The sequence below is a fragment of the Planococcus maitriensis genome (assembly GCF_003289925.1).
Lineage (GTDB): Bacteria > Bacillota > Bacilli > Bacillales_A > Planococcaceae > Planococcus > Planococcus maitriensis.
This window is the reverse complement of sequence record NZ_QLZQ01000002.1, coordinates 198,765-217,542: the sequence shown is the minus strand read 5'-3', so window position 1 is coordinate 217,542 and position 18,778 is coordinate 198,765. Positions and strand designations below refer to the sequence as shown.

General features: G+C 50.5%; 18 protein-coding genes. 14 read left to right on the top strand and 4 right to left on the bottom strand.

Annotation, left to right across the window (positions count from 1 at the left end):
* Positions 1–55: 55 nt before the first annotated feature.
* The 8 genes from ccpN to DP119_RS07395 all read left to right on the top strand — a co-directional run bounded on the left by ccpN (position 56) and on the right by DP119_RS07395 (position 8,536).
* Positions 56–694, top strand: a complete 639-nt coding sequence (gene ccpN / locus DP119_RS07430) for a transcriptional regulator CcpN (protein WP_112232347.1) — start codon at positions 56–58, stop codon at positions 692–694.
* A gap of 10 nt (positions 695–704) precedes the next feature.
* The gene (locus tag DP119_RS07425; RefSeq protein ID WP_112232345.1) at positions 705–1,514 is read left to right on the top strand and encodes a pyruvate, water dikinase regulatory protein; all 810 of its coding nucleotides are present in this window, start codon (positions 705–707) and stop codon (positions 1,512–1,514) included.
* A 224-nt stretch (positions 1,515–1,738) separates the two neighbouring features.
* A complete protein-coding gene (gene dnaG / locus DP119_RS07420) occupies positions 1,739–3,544 on the top strand; it encodes a DNA primase (protein WP_112232343.1) in 1,806 nt (601 codons plus the stop codon).
* A 33-nt stretch (positions 3,545–3,577) separates the two neighbouring features.
* Entirely contained in the window at positions 3,578–4,732 is a 1,155-nt protein-coding gene (gene rpoD, locus DP119_RS07415) for an RNA polymerase sigma factor RpoD (protein WP_058380923.1), read from the top strand.
* A gap of 208 nt (positions 4,733–4,940) precedes the next feature.
* Positions 4,941–6,080, top strand: coding sequence for an acyl-CoA dehydrogenase (locus DP119_RS07410; RefSeq protein ID WP_112232341.1), 1,140 nt, complete (start codon positions 4,941–4,943; stop codon positions 6,078–6,080).
* Positions 6,081–6,271: 191 nt separating this feature from the next.
* Entirely contained in the window at positions 6,272–6,664 is a 393-nt protein-coding gene (cccA, locus tag DP119_RS07405; RefSeq protein WP_112232339.1) for a cytochrome c550, read from the top strand.
* A gap of 59 nt (positions 6,665–6,723) precedes the next feature.
* Positions 6,724–7,437 carry a tRNA (adenine(22)-N(1))-methyltransferase gene (locus tag DP119_RS07400; protein ID WP_112232337.1) on the top strand — a complete coding sequence of 238 codons (714 nt, stop codon included), beginning with the start codon at positions 6,724–6,726 and terminating at the stop codon, positions 7,435–7,437.
* A complete protein-coding gene (locus tag DP119_RS07395; RefSeq protein WP_112232335.1) occupies positions 7,424–8,536 on the top strand; it encodes a Nif3-like dinuclear metal center hexameric protein in 1,113 nt (370 codons plus the stop codon). The genes DP119_RS07400 and DP119_RS07395 overlap by 14 nt, the downstream gene beginning before the upstream one ends.
* Positions 8,537–8,578: 42 nt before the next feature.
* On the opposite strand, the gene DP119_RS07390 is transcribed toward DP119_RS07395, so the two are convergent.
* On the bottom strand, positions 8,579–9,559 hold the full coding sequence (locus DP119_RS07390) for a 4-hydroxy-3-methylbut-2-enyl diphosphate reductase (RefSeq protein ID WP_112232333.1): 981 nt from the start codon (positions 9,557–9,559) through the stop codon (positions 8,579–8,581).
* A 131-nt stretch (positions 9,560–9,690) separates the two neighbouring features.
* Between DP119_RS07390 and DP119_RS07385 the strand changes: the two genes are divergently transcribed.
* The 5 genes from DP119_RS07385 (at position 9,691) to DP119_RS07365 (ending at position 14,170) form a co-directional block, all read left to right on the top strand.
* The gene (locus tag DP119_RS07385; protein ID WP_112232331.1) at positions 9,691–10,986 is read left to right on the top strand and encodes a DEAD/DEAH box helicase; all 1,296 of its coding nucleotides are present in this window, start codon (positions 9,691–9,693) and stop codon (positions 10,984–10,986) included.
* Positions 10,987–10,998: 12 nt separating this feature from the next.
* Positions 10,999–11,901 (top strand): deoxyribonuclease IV, encoded by a 903-nt coding sequence (locus tag DP119_RS07380; RefSeq protein ID WP_112232329.1) that lies wholly within the window; start codon positions 10,999–11,001, stop codon positions 11,899–11,901.
* A gap of 241 nt (positions 11,902–12,142) precedes the next feature.
* Positions 12,143–12,916: a metal ABC transporter ATP-binding protein gene (locus DP119_RS07375; RefSeq protein ID WP_112232327.1), complete on the top strand. Its 774-nt coding sequence runs from the start codon at positions 12,143–12,145 to the stop codon at positions 12,914–12,916.
* Entirely contained in the window at positions 12,909–13,763 is an 855-nt protein-coding gene (locus tag DP119_RS07370; protein ID WP_058380914.1) for a metal ABC transporter permease, read from the top strand. Before DP119_RS07375 ends, DP119_RS07370 begins: the two co-directional genes overlap by 8 nt.
* The gene (locus DP119_RS07365) at positions 13,760–14,170 is read left to right on the top strand and encodes a Fur family transcriptional regulator (protein ID WP_112232325.1); all 411 of its coding nucleotides are present in this window, start codon (positions 13,760–13,762) and stop codon (positions 14,168–14,170) included. Before DP119_RS07370 ends, DP119_RS07365 begins: the two co-directional genes overlap by 4 nt.
* A 380-nt stretch (positions 14,171–14,550) precedes the next feature.
* Here the strand turns inward: DP119_RS07365 and DP119_RS07360 are convergent, their stop codons facing one another.
* From DP119_RS07360 to DP119_RS07350, 3 genes are all read right to left on the bottom strand, one after another.
* The gene (locus DP119_RS07360) at positions 14,551–15,138 is read right to left on the bottom strand and encodes a hypothetical protein (protein ID WP_112232323.1); all 588 of its coding nucleotides are present in this window, start codon (positions 15,136–15,138) and stop codon (positions 14,551–14,553) included.
* Positions 15,139–15,150: 12 nt separating this feature from the next.
* Positions 15,151–16,269, bottom strand: a complete 1,119-nt coding sequence (ispG, locus tag DP119_RS07355) for a flavodoxin-dependent (E)-4-hydroxy-3-methylbut-2-enyl-diphosphate synthase (RefSeq protein ID WP_205853862.1) — start codon at positions 16,267–16,269, stop codon at positions 15,151–15,153.
* A gap of 186 nt (positions 16,270–16,455) precedes the next feature.
* The gene (locus DP119_RS07350) at positions 16,456–16,971 is read right to left on the bottom strand and encodes a DUF1189 family protein (protein WP_112232319.1); all 516 of its coding nucleotides are present in this window, start codon (positions 16,969–16,971) and stop codon (positions 16,456–16,458) included.
* A 170-nt stretch (positions 16,972–17,141) separates the two neighbouring features.
* Here DP119_RS07350 and DP119_RS07345 point away from each other — a divergent pair, with 170 nt between their 5' ends.
* A complete protein-coding gene (locus DP119_RS07345; RefSeq protein ID WP_112232317.1) occupies positions 17,142–18,773 on the top strand; it encodes a Na/Pi cotransporter family protein in 1,632 nt (543 codons plus the stop codon).
* Positions 18,774–18,778: the final 5 nt, after the last annotated feature.

The following is an 18,778-nucleotide window of genomic DNA, read 5'->3' as shown; positions in this document are numbered from 1 at the left end:
CATGTAATAGTATATAATAATTGGTATTGAGTATAACATATTTGAATTTGAGGCGGTGAGTCCAATCGAACTCAATAAGCGGCAAGAGGAGATTTTACAGATCGTCAAAGGTAATGGCCCGATTACAGGCGAACAGATTGCAGACCGTCTGAATTTGACGCGTGCAACGCTTCGGCCGGATTTGGCAATTTTGACGATGGCAGGCTTTTTGGATGCCAGGCCGCGTGTCGGCTATTTCTATTCAGGCAAGAAACCGGGCCAGGATATTACCGATACGATGAACAATATGAAAGTGAAGGATTTCCAGTCGATCCCTGTCGTAGTCAGGGAGGATGTCAGCGTATACGATGCCATCAGCCAGATGTTTCTGGATGACGTCGGGACCCTTTTTGTTGTGGATAAAAACTCCTGCCTTGCAGGTGTCCTGTCGCGCAAAGATCTATTGCGCACCAGCCTTGGCAATCAGGACCTGAATGCAATTCCTGTACATATCATCATGACGCGCATGCCGAATATCACCTATTGTTTGCGCAATGATTCGCTCATACAGGCTGCAAACCGGCTGATCAACCAGCAAATCGACGCATTGCCGGTCGTCGAAGAACAACCGGAAGGGTATAAGGTCGTCGGCAGGCTGACAAAGACCAATATAACCCGTGCCTTTCTATCCCTTTCGGAAAACCACGAACTGTGAGGTGCAGATTATGAGTTTATTGCGTGTTTTTATCGTCTCCGATTCCGTGGGCGAAACCGGAGAGCTTGTCGCGAAAGCGGCCATCAGCCAATACTTGAATACAGAACAGAATGCCGTCTTGAAACGGTTCCCGTATATCGAATCCATCGAACACTTGCAGGAGATCATCAAACTGGCGGAAGGGCAGCGGGCAGTGATTGTCTATACGCTCGTCTCGAAAGAGCTGCGCCATTTTGTCGAACGCGAAACGGCGCGTCACGGTATCAAGGCGATCGACTTGATGGGGCCGTTGCTTGATGCCTTGGAAGAAGAGCTGCATTCCGCACCGATCGGGGAAGCCGGGCTGGTGCGGAAGCTCGATGACGATTACTTCAAGAAAGTCGAAGCGATCGAATTTGCGGTCAAATACGACGATGGGCGCGACCCGCGCGGCATTTTGCTGGCGGATATCGTCTTGGTGGGCGTGTCGAGAACATCGAAAACCCCGCTCTCGCAGTATTTGGCACATAAACGGCTGAAAGTGGCCAATGTGCCGCTCGTGCCTGAAGTGGACCCGCCGGATGAGCTGTTTGACGTGGATCCGAAAAAATGCTTCGGTTTGGTCATTTCGCCTGAAAAATTGAATAATATCCGGAAAGAGCGTTTGATCGCCCTTGGCCTGAACGATGATGCCAATTATGCGAAACTGGACCGCATCCATGAAGAAATCGTCCATTTCCGCAAAGTGGTCGACCGCATCGGCTGCGAGACGCTTGACGTCACGAACCGGGCTGTTGAGGAAACCGCGAATTTGATTCTTGGAAAACTCCAGAAACAATAAGAAGATTCCGCCTGCCAAGGCGGTTTTTCTTATGCCTGTATAATAGAAAGACCTCTTTTCTACGCCTTTCTATGGATTTTTACAAAAAAACGTTTTATAATGAAGAATTGTGGCTAAAGCTTAATAACAACATGATGAGCTTTCCCATCTTTTTGTCGAAATTTGAAGGATTTTAATGGATTTCAACGAATAAAGTAAGGTAAGCAAATAAAGATGGTGATAAGGTGTCCAATCGAATTCCTGAAGAAGTGATCGAAGAAATCCGTTCCAAGGCGGATATTGTGGATGTCGTGGGCGAATATGTCCAATTGACGAAAAGAGGCCGCAATTGGTTCGGCCTCTGCCCATTCCACGGGGAAAGCACACCGTCCTTTTCAGTGACGGCCGATAAGCAGATTTTCCATTGCTTCGGCTGCGGGGCTGGCGGCAACGCCATCACGTTCTTGATGGACATCGAGAACATCAGTTTCCAGGAAGCCCTGGCCAAACTCGGCGAGCGCTCTGGAATCGAGGTCGACGTCCAGCCAGGAGAAGGCAGGGGGGCAGCGCAGGCGAGAAATGACGATCCGCTCATTTTAATGCATGAATTCGCTGCAGATATGTACCATCACATTTTGCTGAATACGGAAGAAGGCCAAGCGGCTCTTGATTATTTGGAGAGCCGGGGGTTCACGCAGGAAATCATCGAAAAATACCGGATTGGCTGGGCGCTTCCTGAATGGAACTATATGGAGGTCGCCTTGCGCAGGAAAGGGTATGATGACGAACAATTGGAAGCCAGCGGGCTAGCGATCAAGCGTGAGAAATCCGATGGCTGGTTCGACCGTTTCCGCGGCAGGATCATGTTTCCGATCATGAACGAAAACGGCAAGGCCATTGCGTTTTCAGGAAGGGTCCTTGAACAGTCCAAACAGGAAGCGAAATACATGAACAGCCCTGAGTCGCCGATTTTCCAGAAAAGCCAAGTTCTCTATAACGTCCATCTGGCACGCGGCGCAATCCGGAAAAACCGGAAAATCGTCCTGTTTGAAGGATTCATGGATGTCATCGCCGCCGGCAAGGCTGGCATCGACAATGCGCTGGCGACAATGGGCACATCATTGACGCCTCAGCATATCCGCCAAATGAAGCGCTTTGCCCAGGAAGTGGTCGTTTGCTTTGACGGTGATGATGCCGGATGGGAAGCGGCAAAACGGGCGGCGGTGCCGCTTGAGGAAGCGAATTTCAAAGTCGGGATTGCGGTGCTGCCGAATGGCATGGACCCCGATGACTATGTCCGCCAAAACGGCGCCGATGCTTTTCGGGAGCACATTATCGAGAAGCCGCAAACCTTTATCGCCTTTGCGATGATGCATGCGCGCCGCCATAAGAACTTTCAATATGAAAACGATCTCCTTCAATATATCCAAGAGGTGCTCCAGCTATTGGCGGGAAAATCCTCACCTGTTGAAAGGGATTTGTATATTAAGCAGCTGTCGGCAGAAACGAAACTCTCGGAAGAAGCCATATTGCAGCAGTATAGGCGCTTGGAAACACGGAGCATTGAACGAAGCCGGCCGAAAGCCGCTGAATCGGTCCAGGCAGCTCCGAAAAGGGAGCAGAAGAAAATCACGTCGCTGCACCGCGCAGAACGATTGCTGTTCGCACACGCGCTCGCAGACCCCGCCGTGATGGACAAGCTGGCCCGTGAAGCGGAAGCCATCCCGTTCATCAGTGAAGAATACCAGGCGCTGTATGTCCAGCTGCTCGGTTTCTACGAGGAATGGGAAAAGGCAGATTTCCATAAGTTCCTGGAAACCCTGACGGACCAGGAGCTCCGGAAGCTGGTGATGGAAACGGCCTTGGCCGAAAGAGATCCCGACCATCCGGAAGAAGAGATCGAAGATTGCCTGAAGCACTTGAACAAGCACCGCATCGAGCAACAAATCAATTTAAAAATCCAGCAATCAAAAGAAGCGGAAAAACAGCATGATTTGAAGCGCGCTTTGCTTCTAGCACAAGAAGTGATTGCTTTACGGAAATCATTGTAGATTATTCCGGTTTTTTCTAAAGGAGGAAGTTGTATGGCTGAGAAATCTGAACGCCAAACAGAAGTCGTAACAAACAGCATCCCGTTGCCTGCTGAAGGCCCGGAAGCAAGTGTAGAAGACGCGAAAAAGCAATTGATCGAACAAGGGAAAAAAACCGGAGAATTGAACTACGAACAGATTGCCGATAAATTAGCTATTTTTGAAATGGAATCGGACCAAGTAGAAGAATTCATTGATCAATTGGAAGGGCATGGCATCGAACTCGAACGCAAGAGTGACGACGAAGAGCATTTGGACCGTCTCATGAAACCGACGGAAGAGAAGTTCGACTTGAATGACTTAAGCGTTCCCCCAGGCGTCAAGATCAATGACCCGGTACGCATGTACCTGAAAGAAATCGGACGGGTCGACCTATTGAAGGCAGAGGAAGAAGTGCGCCTTGCCAAACTCATCGAACAAGGCGACGAAGAAGCGAAAAAACGCCTCGCTGAAGCCAACTTGCGTCTCGTCGTATCGATCGCGAAACGCTATGTGGGCCGCGGCATGCTATTCCTGGACCTGATCCAGGAAGGGAATATGGGGCTTATCAAAGCGGTCGAGAAATTCGACTACTCGAAAGGCTTCAAATTCAGTACCTACGCCACATGGTGGATCCGCCAGGCCATTACGCGCGCCATCGCCGACCAGGCACGGACCATCCGCATCCCGGTCCATATGGTCGAAACGATCAACAAACTGATCCGCGTCCAGCGCCAGCTATTGCAGGACTTAGGCCGCGAGCCGTCACCGGAGGAAATCGGCGAAGAAATGGATCTATTGCCTGAAAAAGTGCGTGAGATCCTGAAGATCGCCCAGGAACCGGTCTCGCTCGAAACGCCGATCGGCGAGGAAGATGATTCGCATCTGGGAGATTTCATCGAAGATTCAGATGCACAATCACCATCCGACCACGCGGCATATGAATTGCTGAAAGAGCAGTTGGAAGATGTGCTCGACACATTGACTGACAGAGAAGAAAATGTACTGCGCCTGCGTTTCGGCCTGGATGACGGCCGTACGCGGACACTTGAGGAAGTCGGCAAAGTATTCGGCGTGACGCGTGAGCGCATCCGCCAAATCGAGGCGAAAGCACTCCGCAAACTGCGCCATCCATCGCGCAGCAAGCGCTTGAAAGATTTCTTGGAATAAAAATGGACAAATCCTTCCGGGCGCAAAGCCAGGGAGGATTTTTTTTTGATTTCTGAAATCGCTGCAGCTATACCGGAGTGTCCAAAACCTCTCCATTCGCCAGCTGAACAACATATTGGAATAACTTTCCGTTAAGCCTTGCTTGTGTCGGAATTTTAGCTATATAATGAATATTGTAAGCGTATTCACAGCGAAGGGGATGTAAGACATGAATTTCGATTTGACGCAAGAGCAACAGATGATCAAGAAAACGATGCGGGAGTTCGCCGATAAAGTGGTCGCTCCCGGTGCAGTCGACCGCGACCGCACGAAAGAATTTCCGAAAGAAGCATTCAAGCAGCTGTCCGACATGGGGATGATGGGCTTGCCGTTTGATGAAGCTTATGGCGGCGCCGGGGCAGACACCACAAGCTTTGCGATCGTCACGGAAGAGTTGAGCCGTGTCTGTGCTTCGACAGGCATCACGTATTCTGCCCATATTTCATTAGGTGGCGCTCCGCTCAGCTTATTCGGGACGGAAGAGCAGAAACAGAAATACTTGACGCCGATCTGTACGGGTGAATCGTTCGGCGCATTTGGGCTGACGGAACCGAATGCCGGTTCGGATGCTGGGGGGACGGAAACCCGAGCAGTGGAAGACGGGGACGATTGGGTCATCAATGGATCGAAAGTATATATTACGAACGCGAGCCACGCGAAGCATTTGGCGATCACGGCCATCACCGGAATGAACGACGGCAAAAAGGAAATCAGCGCCATCATCGTCCCGACAGATGCAGAAGGTTTCACCATCATCGATAATTACGAAAAGATGGGCTTGAACGCATCGAATACGACTGAATTGGTGCTCGAGAACGTCCGTGTGCCAAAGGAAAACCTGCTCGGCAAACGCGGCGAAGGTTTCAAGCAATTCCTCGTGACGCTTGACGGCGGGCGTATCGGCATTGCGGCGATGGCAGTCGGGATCGCACAAGGCGCGTTCAACAAAGCGCTCGCTTATGCGAAAGAACGCAAGCAGTTCGGCAAGCCTTTATCGGAATTCCAAGTGACGCAATTCAAGCTCGCTGATATGGCGATGAAAATCGAACTCGCGCGCAATATGGTCTACAAGGCGGCATGGCTGAAAGACCAAGGGCGCCCGTTCACGAAAGAAGCGTCCATGGCCAAATTGTATGCCTCCGAAATGGCGATGGAAGTGGCTGACGAAGCGATCCAGATCCACGGGGGGTATGGCTATATGAAGGAATACGAGGTCGAGCGCTATATGCGCGACGCCAAGCTCCTGGAGATCGGCGAAGGGACATCCGAAGTGCAGCGCATGGTTATTTCACGTCTGGTCGGCTGCTGATTGCTTTGCAAAACCGTGAAACTTTGACTGCCTGTTTATTGCCGTCAACAGAATCCTTCGAATTTACCGATTTTGTCACAATACGGCAATTATTATCCGTTATGGCTTTTCGTTTACTGGATAATACAGTACAATAATGAATGATACTTATACTATCATCAAGCAGAACACAGTAGAAGGAGGGGTAACGGATGCAAAAGAATGCAATTGTACCTTATATCTTAATCATGGCTTTCGGTATTGGCCTGATTTTCTTCCTGTCATTGGAAGGAGTCGGCAACGAAGCTGAAATCGCTGAAGAACAAGCGGCTGAAGAAGGCGGCGGAGAAGAAGCGGCTGAAGGCGAAGGCGGAGAAGAAGCAGCTAGCGGCGACTTCGACCCTGAATCCCATGCACAGTCAAGCTGTGTTTCTTGCCACGGTTCAAGCTATGAAGGCGGAGTTGGCCCATCATTGGTAGCCACAGAACTTTCACAAGAAGAAATCGAAGAGATTCTGATCAACGGTAAAGGCTCAATGCCACCGGGTACGGTTCCAGAAGAAAACGTATCAGCAATGGCTGAGTGGGTACTGTCACTCGAATAGCATCAAAAACCCTTAGTTCTTCCGGAGCTAAGGGTTTTTTGTCAATTAGGAGGAACTTTATGAACGCGCAGCAATTATCAGTTCGATTAATGAAAGTGGCGGAATATGTCCAGGCAGGAGCTGTAGTGGCGGACATCGGCTCGGATCATGCCTATTTGCCATGCTACCTTCTCCATAACGGCACCGCCAGCCGTGCAGTGGCCGGTGAAATCGTCAAAGGCCCATATGAATCGGCGAAAAAGCAAGTGCGCGAAGAAGGGCTGGAAAGCAAGATCACTGTCCGTCTGGCGCCAGGCCTTGAAGCGGTCGAACCGGCAGACGGCATCACGGCGGTGACCATCGCCGGGATGGGCGGTTCACTTATTGCTTCCATCCTGGAAGAAGGAAAAGGCCGGCTGCAAGGCGTGGAGCGTTTGATCCTCCAGCCCAATGTCCATGCCAAAGCGATCCGGCAATGGGCAGCCCAAAACGGCTGGCATATTGCCGCAGAAGATATCCTGAAGGAAAAAGGCAAGATCTACGAGATCCTCGTGCTGGAACCCGGTGCTGAAGAAGTGCAGCTGGATGCGAAGCAATTATTGTTCGGCCCGGAACTATTAAAACAGCAAACGGATATTTTTAAGGAAAAATGGCAACGCGAGGCGACACAATGGAGAGCGATCGCCGAGCGCTTGGAGAACGCACAACAAACCGAAGACATTCGTACGAGAAGAGAGCAATTGCTCGAGAAAATCGCATTGATGGAAGAGGTGTTCGCGGATGAAAATTCCTAACGGCCAACAGATCATTGAAGAATTCGAGAAATGGTCGCCGAAATATCTGGCGATGGAAGGAGATCCGATTGGGCTGCATGTCGGCACCTTGAATAAAAAGGTTGAACGCGTGCTCGTGACGCTCGACGTCGATGAGGCGGTGGCGGATGAAGCGATCGAAAAAGGTGCAGGGCTCATCATTGCGCATCATCCCCCGATTTTCCGGCCCTTGAAAAATCTGCAGACGGATTTTCCCCAAGGCCAGCTAATGGAAAAATTGATCAAAAATGATATTGCAGTGTATGCAGCACATACGAACCTCGATGTTGCGTGGGGCGGGGTCAATGACTTGTTGGCGGATGCTCTTGGATTGAACGACACGGAAGTATTGGTGAAGACGTATGAAGCAGAGCTCGTGAAAGTTGCCGTCTTCGTGCCTGAAAGCCATGAAGGCCAAGTGCGAAAGGCATTCGGCGATGCGGGTGCCGGAGCGATCGGTGATTACGATTTCTGCAGCTATACCTTATCGGGCACTGGGCGCTTCCGGCCGAATGCCTCAGCCGATCCGTATATAGGGGAAGGGGGCAAAATGGAAGAGACAGCGGAATCGAAAATTGAAGTCGTTGTCAGGAAAGCCGAAAAAGACCGCGTGATCCGTGCGATGATCGCAGCCCATCCTTACGAAGAGCCGGCATACGATGTGTTCACCTTGGAAAACAAGGAGCTGCCGATGGGCCTTGGCCGCATCGGGCGCCTGAAAGATGAGATGACGCTTGATGAGTTTGCCGAGCATGTGAAAAAGAGCTTGGGTGTACCGTTTGCCCGTGTCGTTGGCACCGGCAAGGAAACCATCAAAAAAGTGGCGGTGCTCGGTGGCGACGGCAATAAATACATCCAGCAGGCAAAACGCGCCGGAGCGGATGTCTATGTGACGGGTGACCTTTATTTCCACGTCGCCCAGGATGCACAGGCAATTGGCTTGCCGGTGATCGACCCTGGCCATCATGTCGAGAAGGTGATGATCCAGGGGGTCGTGAACCACATGACCGAAAAAAGCTCAAACTGGCAATGTGAATTCCTGCCGTCCGAAGTGAATACGGAACCGTTTCGCATAAAGTGAACATGAAAAAAGAGGCCCGATTCAGGGCCTCTTTTTTAAGTGTTATTCGTTCACCGGATACGGTTCGATACGCTCCGATGGTTTCGGATGCTTGATTTTCGGCAAGATTTTATTGAGTGGAACGGAACGTTCGAGTGTATGGGTTTCCGGATCTTCGGGATCGTATTGATCCAGGAATTTCATCACTTCTTTGACGATCGGTGTAGGCGTTGAGGCACCAGCGGTCAAGGCGACCGTTTCGACGCCTTCCAGCCATTCCAGTTTCAGTTCCGACAAGTCGGAGATGCGGTAAGCCGGTGTACCGGCGATGTCCTGGGACACTTGTGCCAGCCGGTTGGAGTTATTGCTCATCGGATCGCCGATCACCAACAACAAGTCGGCATCCACTGCTTGTTCTGCGACTGCTTCCTGGCGTACTTGGGTGGCCAGGCAGATCTCTTTGTGGACCTCAGCGTGGGGGAAGCGTTCTTTCAAACGTTCCATCATATGGACGACGTCCCATTGGCTCATCGTCGTCTGGTTGGTGATGATGATCTTGTCTTCGTCCAGTTCGAGCGCATTGACATCATCGAGCGTTTCAACCAAATGGACCAAATCCGGAGCGACGCCGATTGCGCCTTCCGGTTCCGGATGCCCGCTTTTGCCGATATAGACGATATGGAAGCCTTCAGCCGTTTTTTCACGGATTAAATCGTGCGTCACGGTCACATCAGGGCACGTGGCATCGATCGAAACAAGCCCTTTTCTGCGGGCCAATTCACGCACTTGCGGAGATACGCCATGTGCCGTGAAGATGACCGTCCCGGTTTCCACTTTCTCGAGGATCTCGAGGCGGTTTTTGCCGTCGAGCGTGATGATGCCATCTTCTTCGAATGCATCCGTCACATGTTTGTTATGGACAATCATGCCCAATATATAAATCGGGCGCGGCAAAGTTTCATCCATGGCTGCATTTTTCGCGATGACCATGGCATCCACTACCCCGTAGCAATACCCTCTAGGCGAAATCTTTTTTACTTTCATTTTCAAACCGCACTCCTTTCAACATCATGACTTCATTATAACGGAGACGCCGCCGCTTTACAAAAGATGCATCGCGTAGGAGAGCCATTTTATGCTATAATAGCTAGAGCTTAAGGAGGGAACTATATCCCATGACAAAATTCAACGAATACCGTCTCAAGCCGTTTTTGCTTGAAGCGGTCGAACAACTCGGTTTTACGGAACCGACAGCCATCCAAAAGGAAATGATTCCGCAAATCATGAGCGGAAACAGTGCCATTGGCCAGTCCCATACAGGTACAGGCAAGACCCATAGCTTTATCATCCCGATCGTCGAACGCATAGATGTTTCGAAGCAGGAAGTCCAAGCAGTGATCGCTGCGCCGACGCGTGAACTCGGAACGCAGATCTTTAACGAAATCCAGAAATTGATCGGCGACTCCGGCATCGAAGTGAAATCGTTCATCGGCGGAACGGATAAACAGCGTTCGATCAATAAATTGAAAACGCAGCCGCATATCGTTATCGGGACACCGGGGCGTTTGAAAGACCTTGTCAACGAAAATGCGTTGCTCGTCCATACCGCCAAGATCCTTATTGTCGATGAGGCCGACCTGGCATTTGACATGGGCTTTATCGAAGAGATCGACCAGGTCGCAGGGAAAATGCGCGACGACCTGGAAATGTACGTTTTCTCGGCTACGATTCCAGAGAAACTCAAGCCGTTCCTGAAGAAATACATGGCCAACCCGGCGCATATCAAGATCGGCGATAAGCGTCCAACCGCAGAAGGCCTGGATTTCTATTTGGTGCCAGTGCGCAGCAAAAAGAAAGTTGAACGCTTGCAAGAAGTGATGCAAATCATCAATCCGTATCTTGCGATCATTTTTGTCAATACGCGCACCAATGCCGATTACATCGCAGAAGAATTGTCGAAAAGCGGCATTCGCGTAGGGAAGATCCACGGCGATCTGGCACCGCGCGAACGGGTCAAGATGATGAAGCAAGTGCGCGATCTCGAGTATCAGTATATTGTAGCGACAGATCTTGCCGCACGCGGAATCGATATCCAGGGCGTCAGCCATGTCATCAACTACGAATTGCCGGAAGACCTGGAATTCTTCATCCACCGTGTGGGCCGTACAGCGCGCGCGGGACTCAAAGGCGTCGCGATCACCTTGTTCAGCCCGGAAGACGAGGATGCAATTGTCCGCGTCGAGAAGATGGGCATCCCGTTCCAGCAAAAGGATATCGTCAAAGGCGAATTTGTCGATATGAAAGAGCGCCACGGCCGTAAAAAACGTGTGCGCACGGAGAACGAAGCCGATACCAAGGCAAAATCGATGGTCCATAAACCGAAAAGCGTCAAACCGATGTACAAGAAGAAAATGAAATGGAAAATGGACGAAATCAAAAAAGCGGAAAGACGCAAAAACCGCAAAAAGTAAGGGGTTATCCAAATGCTATTAGGATCGCATGTCTCGATGAGCGGCAAGAAGATGCTGCTTGGCGCGAGCGAGGAAGCCGCTTCCTACGGCTCCACGACTTTCATGATCTATACGGGCGCACCGCAAAACACGCGCCGCAAACCGATCGAAGAACTTAATATCGAAGCGGGACGGGCGCATATGGCAGAGCATGGCCTGTCGAATATCATCGTCCACGCACCTTATATCATCAATATCGCCAATACGACAAAGCCTGCAACATTCGAACTCGGTGTCGAGTTTTTGCAGTCGGAAATCGAACGCACGGCAGCGCTCGGGGCAGAACAAATCGTGTTGCATCCCGGTGCGCATGTGGGTGCGGGTGTAGAAGCCGGCACACAGAAAATCATCGAAGGCTTGAATGAAGTGCTGACACAGGATTTCCCGGTCAATATCGCGCTTGAGACGATGGCAGGAAAAGGCAGTGAAATCGGGCGTAACTTCGAGGAGTTGGCAGCGATCATCAATGGCGTAACGCATAATGAGCGTTTATCGGTCTGCTTCGATACATGCCACGTCCACGATGCAGGCTATGACATCAAGGAAGATTTCGACGGTGTGCTGGCGGAATTCGACCGCATCATCGGAATCGACCGTTTGCAAGTGTTGCATATCAACGACAGCAAGAACATACGCGGGGCAGGGAAAGACCGCCATGAAAATATCGGCTTCGGCGAAATCGGTTTTGACGCACTCAATTCGATTGTCCACCATAAACAATTGATGCACGTGCCGAAAATACTGGAGACACCATACGTCGGACTGGATGCGAAAAAGAAAAAAGCGCCATATGCATATGAAATCGAGATGTTCAAAAATGGCGTCTTTGCGCCTGATGAAATCGAGAAGATGAAATTGCCGATCGAATCACAATGATCAATCCGGAAACAGCGCCAATGTGGCGCTGTTTTCTTCTTTTTGGGGGGCAGGAGGCGGGTGACCGGGCGGCTTAAAGTCAACTTGATTGGGAATGGCCGTTCAATATCATGAGTTCCATACGCTTGTTCCATCTTTTAACGGCTTTGTCCAGAAGCCCAAACGGTTTACAGAACCGTGCAACTGCTCTATACTTTTTATAGTAAATCGTAATCATTATTATTGGAAAAGGGGCGTCCCTATGGCAGCGCCATTGATCAACATTAAAGAAGTCAGCTATGAATATGAACAAACGAAAGCGCTGGACCACATTTCGATGACAGTGGAAGAAGGCGATTTCCTGGCGATACTCGGCCCGAATGGGTCCGGTAAATCGACTTTATTGAAAATCATGCTCGGGCTCATCCGGCCATCCGAAGGCAGGGTGGAATTGTTCGGTATTGATTCGAGGCAGTTCAAACACCGTGAATGGATCGGCTATGTGTCGCAGAAGTCGAATTCGTTCAACTCGGCTTTTCCGGCGACTGTACAGGAAGTGGTGGCGGGTGGGCTGGCAAAAAAAGCCGGCTTGTTCCACAAACTGCCGAAAAACACATCCCAGCAAGTCGAGGAAGCGCTCGATGCAGTGGGCATGAAATCCTTCAAAAACCGCAGCATCAGCGAGCTTTCGGGCGGCCAGCAGCAGCGTGTCTTCATTGCGCGCGCACTTGTCGCCAAGCCAAAAGTGCTCATACTCGACGAGCCGACAGTCGGCATCGATGTCCAGAACGTGCAGGCGTTCTACGATATGCTCGCCGCGCTCAACCGGGAACGCAATATCACGCTGGTGCTTGTGACGCATGACGTCGATACGGTGACCGATCGCATCTCGCACGTCGCATGCTTGAACCAGACCATCCATTTCCACGGCTTTAAAGACCAATTGCATATGATGAGCGATGAGAAGCGCGAAGCGTGGTATGGCCATTCCGTCCGGAAAATCCATCATACGGAAGGAAGCCATACGCATGCTTGACGCCATACTGTCCTATGAATTTCTGCAAAACGCATTCGCATCCGGCTTGATCATCGGCGTCATTGCGCCGCTGCTCGGCGTCTTCATCGTCGTGAGAAGGCTGTCGCTGATCGCAGATGCCTTGAGCCATGTGACGCTTGCCGGCATTGCCGGAAGCCTTTATCTAAGCCAAAGTGTCGGGGCACTGGCGTTACTGAACCCGCTGTATCTCGGGATCGCCTCGTCGGTGATGGGCTCGATGCTCATCGAGCGGCTGCGCAGTGTCTATAAGCATTACGAAGAACTGGCCATCCCGATCATCCTTTCCGCAGGCATTGGCTTCGGGGCCATTTTCATTTCCCTGGCGGAAGGATTTTCGAGCGATTTGTTCGGCTACCTCTTCGGCACGGTCTCAGCCGTCAGCCGGCAGGATTTATTTATCGTCGCAGGAATCGCCGTGATCGTGTTGGCGTTTATCCGTATCTTCTTCAAGGAATTATTTGTCTTGTCCTTCGACGATGAATACGCACGGGCATCCGGCCTGCCTGCAAAATGGATCCACTTCCTGTTCATGATCGTCACGGCCTTAGTCATTGCCGGTTCGATGCGCATCGTCGGCATACTTCTCGTGTCATCACTGATGACCATCCCGGTAGCGACGGCAATGCGCGTCGCCAAAAGCTTCAAGCAAACCATCTGGCTATCGATCCTATTCGGTGAAATATCGGTCCTGACCGGGCTGGTCGCTGCGTTTTACTTCGATTTAGCGCCAGGCGGCACGATTGTCGTCACATCCATTGCCATTTTGCTGGTCATTCTGGCTTATCGAAAAATCTCGTTATCTAAGAAAAGGGGGGCAGCCGCATGAATTTACAAAAAGCGTGGGGCATCCTGAAAGAAAACGGTTTTAAAGAAACGACAAAACGCAATCAGATCCTGGAAATTTTCGAAGGGGACGAACGCTATCTAACCGCCCGTGATATTTTGGATGTCATGCAAAAAGACTATCCAAGCATGAGCTACGATACCGTTTACCGCAACTTGGCGACGTTTGTGTCGCTCGATATTTTGGAGGCGACCGAGTTGTCCGGCGAAAAGCATTTCCGCATGCATTGCGAAAGCGACCATCACCATCACCATTTCATCTGCATGGATTGCGGCAAGATCAAGGAAATTCCACTATGCCCGATGGACATGTTGGGGGCGGCGTTGCCGGCTTATGAAATCGACAACCATAAATTCGAAATCTACGGGAAATGCCCGGACTGTAAATAAACGCTAGTAGTGAAAAGGGCCTGACAGCTAATGCTGCCAGGCCCTTCGGCTGTCGGGAAAGTTAAAAAGTCGTATTTTCCGAAGCTTATCGCTCGCTTTCCGTGGGCTCTCGCCCAAGCCTCCTCAGCCGCTTCGCGCCTTGCGGGGTCTCGGTCGTCTCGCTGATCCACTGGAGTCGAGCGAACACTTCTCCAAATACTTAGAAAGATCATTAATTTTTGAATGTAGAAAAAAAGAATTCATTCTAATTCGCAATAGATTAATAGACTTCTTCAAAACTCTGAGAGGGCCTCACAGCTAATGCTGTCAGGCCCTTTTTGTCTACTGACAATAGAAACGGGCAAATAAAAAAGAGCGCAAGTTAGACTTGCGCTCTCTGTTCACCGCTTGAGCAATTCCTGTTGGACGCCGAATTCTTTTTTCACCCATTGCTCGGCTTCGAGCCAATCATAGACGCGGACCACTTTATCCGGCACCGGCTCACGGTTGTAAGGGGTGTCGAATAAAATGACCGGAATGTCCAGTTCCTCGGATATCTCTACTGCATTATCGTGTTTGTCTTCGAAGAACAAATCGACATTATGCGCTTTGGCGGTGCTGATTTTTTTATGCGTGCCGATCAATTCGATATGGTCGTAGGCAATGGCATGCTGTTCGAACCAATCGAACGTGACGCTTTTGACATTGTCCCCGCGTGCGGAGATGTAAAACAGCTCATAATAGTCTTTCCAATTATTGAGGATCTGTTTTGCATCTTTCGAGATGGGGGAGGATGCATAGATTTTAGGTTCGTGCTTTTTGAACCAGGAATAGAACTCTTTTTTATCGAGCTGCGGCAAAGCGGCCGTCAAATCATATTCCCGGATATCTTCGATGGTCAGCTCGCTGCCGAACGCTTCATTGATATGGGGGATCAATGAGGTCGGGCAGGTGACGGTGCCGTCGATGTCGATACCGAATCGGTACATGTAATCACAACCTTATGCTTGTTGTTGTTCGAGTTCCTTTTGCTTTTTCTCTTCAGCCTGTTTAGCGAAATATTCTTCGGCTAATTTATCGATTTCGATCTTCAATTCCTCGACCATCGTTTCTTCAGGCACTTTACGGACTGTTTTGCCATGCATGAAGAGCAGGCCTTCTCCGCGTGCGCCAGCGATGCCGATATCGGCTTCGCGCGCTTCGCCCGGGCCGTTGACGGCACAGCCGAGAACGGCGACTTTAAGCGGGGCTTTGATGTGGGAGATATATTCTTCCACTTCATTCGCGATGGAAATCAAATCGATCTCGATACGCCCGCAAGTCGGGCACGAGATGAGCGTCGCGGCGTTCGATGACAAGCCGAAGACTTTCAATAGTTCACGCGCTACTTTGACTTCCTCGACAGGGTCTGCGCTCAATGAGACGCGGAGCGTATTGCCGATGCCTTTTGCGAGCAATGCCCCGAGCCCTGCAGAACTTTTCACGGTTCCGGAGAACAATGTGCCGGATTCCGTGATGCCGAGGTGGAGCGGGTAATCGAATGCTTTCGATGCTTTTTCATATGCTTCGATGGCGAGGCTCACGTCGGATGCTTTCAATGATACGATGATGTCATGGAAATCAAGGTCTTCAAGGATCTTGATATGGTGCAATGCCGATTCGACCATGCCGTCCGCTGTCGGATAGCCGTATTTCTCAAGGATTTTGCGCTCGAGCGAACCGGCGTTGACGCCGATGCGGATCGGGATGCCTTTCGCTTTCGCTGCATTGACGACCGCTTCGACTTTTTCGCGGCGGCCGATATTGCCCGGGTTGATGCGGATTTTATCAGCGCCTTGCTCGATCGCGATCAAGGCCAATTTATAATCGAAATGGATATCTACGACGAGCGGAATATTGATGCGTTTCTTGATCTCGCCGATAGCGTATGCCGCGCGCTCATCAGGGCATGCGACACGGACGACTTGGCATCCGGCTTCTTCTAAGCGGAGGATTTCCGCTACCGTTGCTTCCACATCGTGTGTTTTTGTAGTCGCCATACTTTGTATGAATAATTCATTGCTGCCGCCAATCGTGATATCGCCGACTTTGACGGGGCGTGTTTTTGAACGGTGAGTTATTTCACTCATGTTAAAAATCTCTCCTTTTTGTGAGTTTCCGGAAATCCGGACGGTTCACTCAGCTTACTATTGCACGGAATTCATGTGCAGGTCTATTTCTCTTGCCTATAGCCATTTTAGCAGTGTCTCGTTTGAAAAGACAAGAAAGACGGCTGTCCTGCGCAGATTCTTTACATCGCCGCAATATTATTGCGGTTTTTTAGCAGGCGGGGCTTTCGGGTAGAAACGCGCTGCACTATATAGAAGGAACAGCGTCCATAAACTCGTCAAGACCGAAATCCACAAGCTATTGATCCAGAAGCTCGCCATATAGGCTGCGATGGTCGGAACGGTAACGGCGAGTGCTGCCGTGCGCCACATATGCCGGTATTCCCCGCGGCGCTTGAGCAAAGCGAGGCAGCCATAACCGAATGCCGCAAAAACGCTGATTTTGATGAAGTGGTAAAGCGTTGTCGATACAAACAGGAAAACGAGCGCAAACGGGTACAGCAGCCATTCGATTTCTTCTATGAATTGCAGCAGGCCTTCCAGTTCAGAAGAGCTCGAGCCGATGCCAAGCGCGAACACGGCAAAAGAGATGAGCGAAAGCACGGTGATGAACAAAAAAACGAACTTAAGGATGCGGCCGATCGGCATGATGCGGACCGCCGCCCGTTTTTTCGGTTCCATGAAGCTTGCTTTCAATAATTGATAGAGATTCACAGCAATCTTCCTTTCCATATGTATTGTAATATTATCATGCCCAAAGAGGAAAAATGGCGGCTTATGTTACGGGTTTGTAAATTTTCAATAAAGGTATTTACATTTACTTAGCGAAGTCTTCATAATAGGTGAGGTGTCATTACGTTATATTTAGGAGTTGAATGTGAATCGTGGAAATGAATTGGCAGGAATTGCTGTTTACCTTCTTTGGGGGACTCGGTATTTTCCTATTCTCAATCAAGTATATGGGTGACGCTTTGCAGAAAGCTGCGGGCGATAAACTGCGGGACATTTTGGACCGTTTTACGACCAATCCGTTCATGGGTGTCTTGGTCGGTATCGTAGTAACGATTCTGATCCAATCGAGTTCAGGGACGACCGTTATCGTCGTCGGCCTCGTTAGTGCCGGCTTCATGACGCTGAGACAAGCGATCGGCGTCATCATGGGCGCGAATATCGGGACGACCGTAACGGCGTTCATCATCGGTTTGGATGTCGGGGCATACTCTCTGCCGATCATGGCAGTCGGTGCGTTCTTGATTTTCTTCTTCAAGAAAAATCAGATCCAGAATATCGGGCAAGTCATTTTCGGTTTCGGGGGATTGTTCTTCGGGATGGAAACGATGAGTGGGGCGATGAAGCCGTTGCGTGAATTGCCGGCGTTCATCGACATGACCGTCAACTTGAGTGAATTCCCAATCCTTGGCGTTGCAGCCGGGACAATCTTTACATTCATCGTCCAAAGTTCGAGCGGAACGATTGCCATTCTTCAAGGGTTGTATGCAGAGAACCTGCTCAGCCTCGATGCTGCATTGCCGGTTCTATTCGGTGACAATATCGGGACAACCGTTACGGCCGTGCTCGCAGCACTCGGTACATCCATTGCAGCGCGCCGTGCAGCAGCTGTCCACGTTCTGTTCAATGTTATCGGCTCCATTATCTTCCTAATCCTGCTGGTGCCGTTTACAGCATACGTCGAATGGCTCACGGGCGTTTTAGATCTTGAGGCGAAAATGCAGATTGCCTTCGCACACGGGACCTTCAACGTTGCGAATACATTGATCCAATTCCCGTTGATCGGTGCTTGGGCATACCTCGTGACAAAAGTGATTCCAGGGGACGAAGTGCTTGTCGAATTCAAGCCGAAGCATCTGGACTTGAACTTCATCGAGCAATCGCCATCGATCGCTCTTGGCCAGGCCAAAGAAGAAGTGTTGCGCATGGGTAAATATTCTGTGCAAGGACTGGAAGAAACGTATAAATACTTGAAAACGAAAAGCAAGAAGCATGCCGAGATGGGTTACCAATTGGAAGATGCCATCAATAACCTGGATGGCAAAATCACCGATTACCTCGTGCTCATTTCCGCAGAATCGATTTCGGCAGCGGATTCCACCCGCCACACGATGCTGATGGAAACGGTCCGTGATATCGAACGGATCGGCGACCATTTCGAGAACATCATCGAATTGATCGATTACCAGGAAGCCAATAAAGTGAAACTGACCGGCGAAGCGATGGAAGACTTGGACGAAATGTTCACCTTGACCATTGCCACGGTTTCGAAATCACTTGATGCACTCGACACGACAAGCCACGAGCTTGCGCGTGAAGTGGCAGAGCAGGAAGACCTGATTGACAAAATGGAACGTAAATTCCGCAAGAAACACATCCTTCGCCTGAACGAAGGCGCATGTTCCGCACAAGCGGGAATCGTCTTCGTCGATATCGTCAGCAACTTGGAGCGGATCGGCGACCACTCCGTCAATATCGCGGAAGCCATCCTCGGCAACCGCACATGATCCAC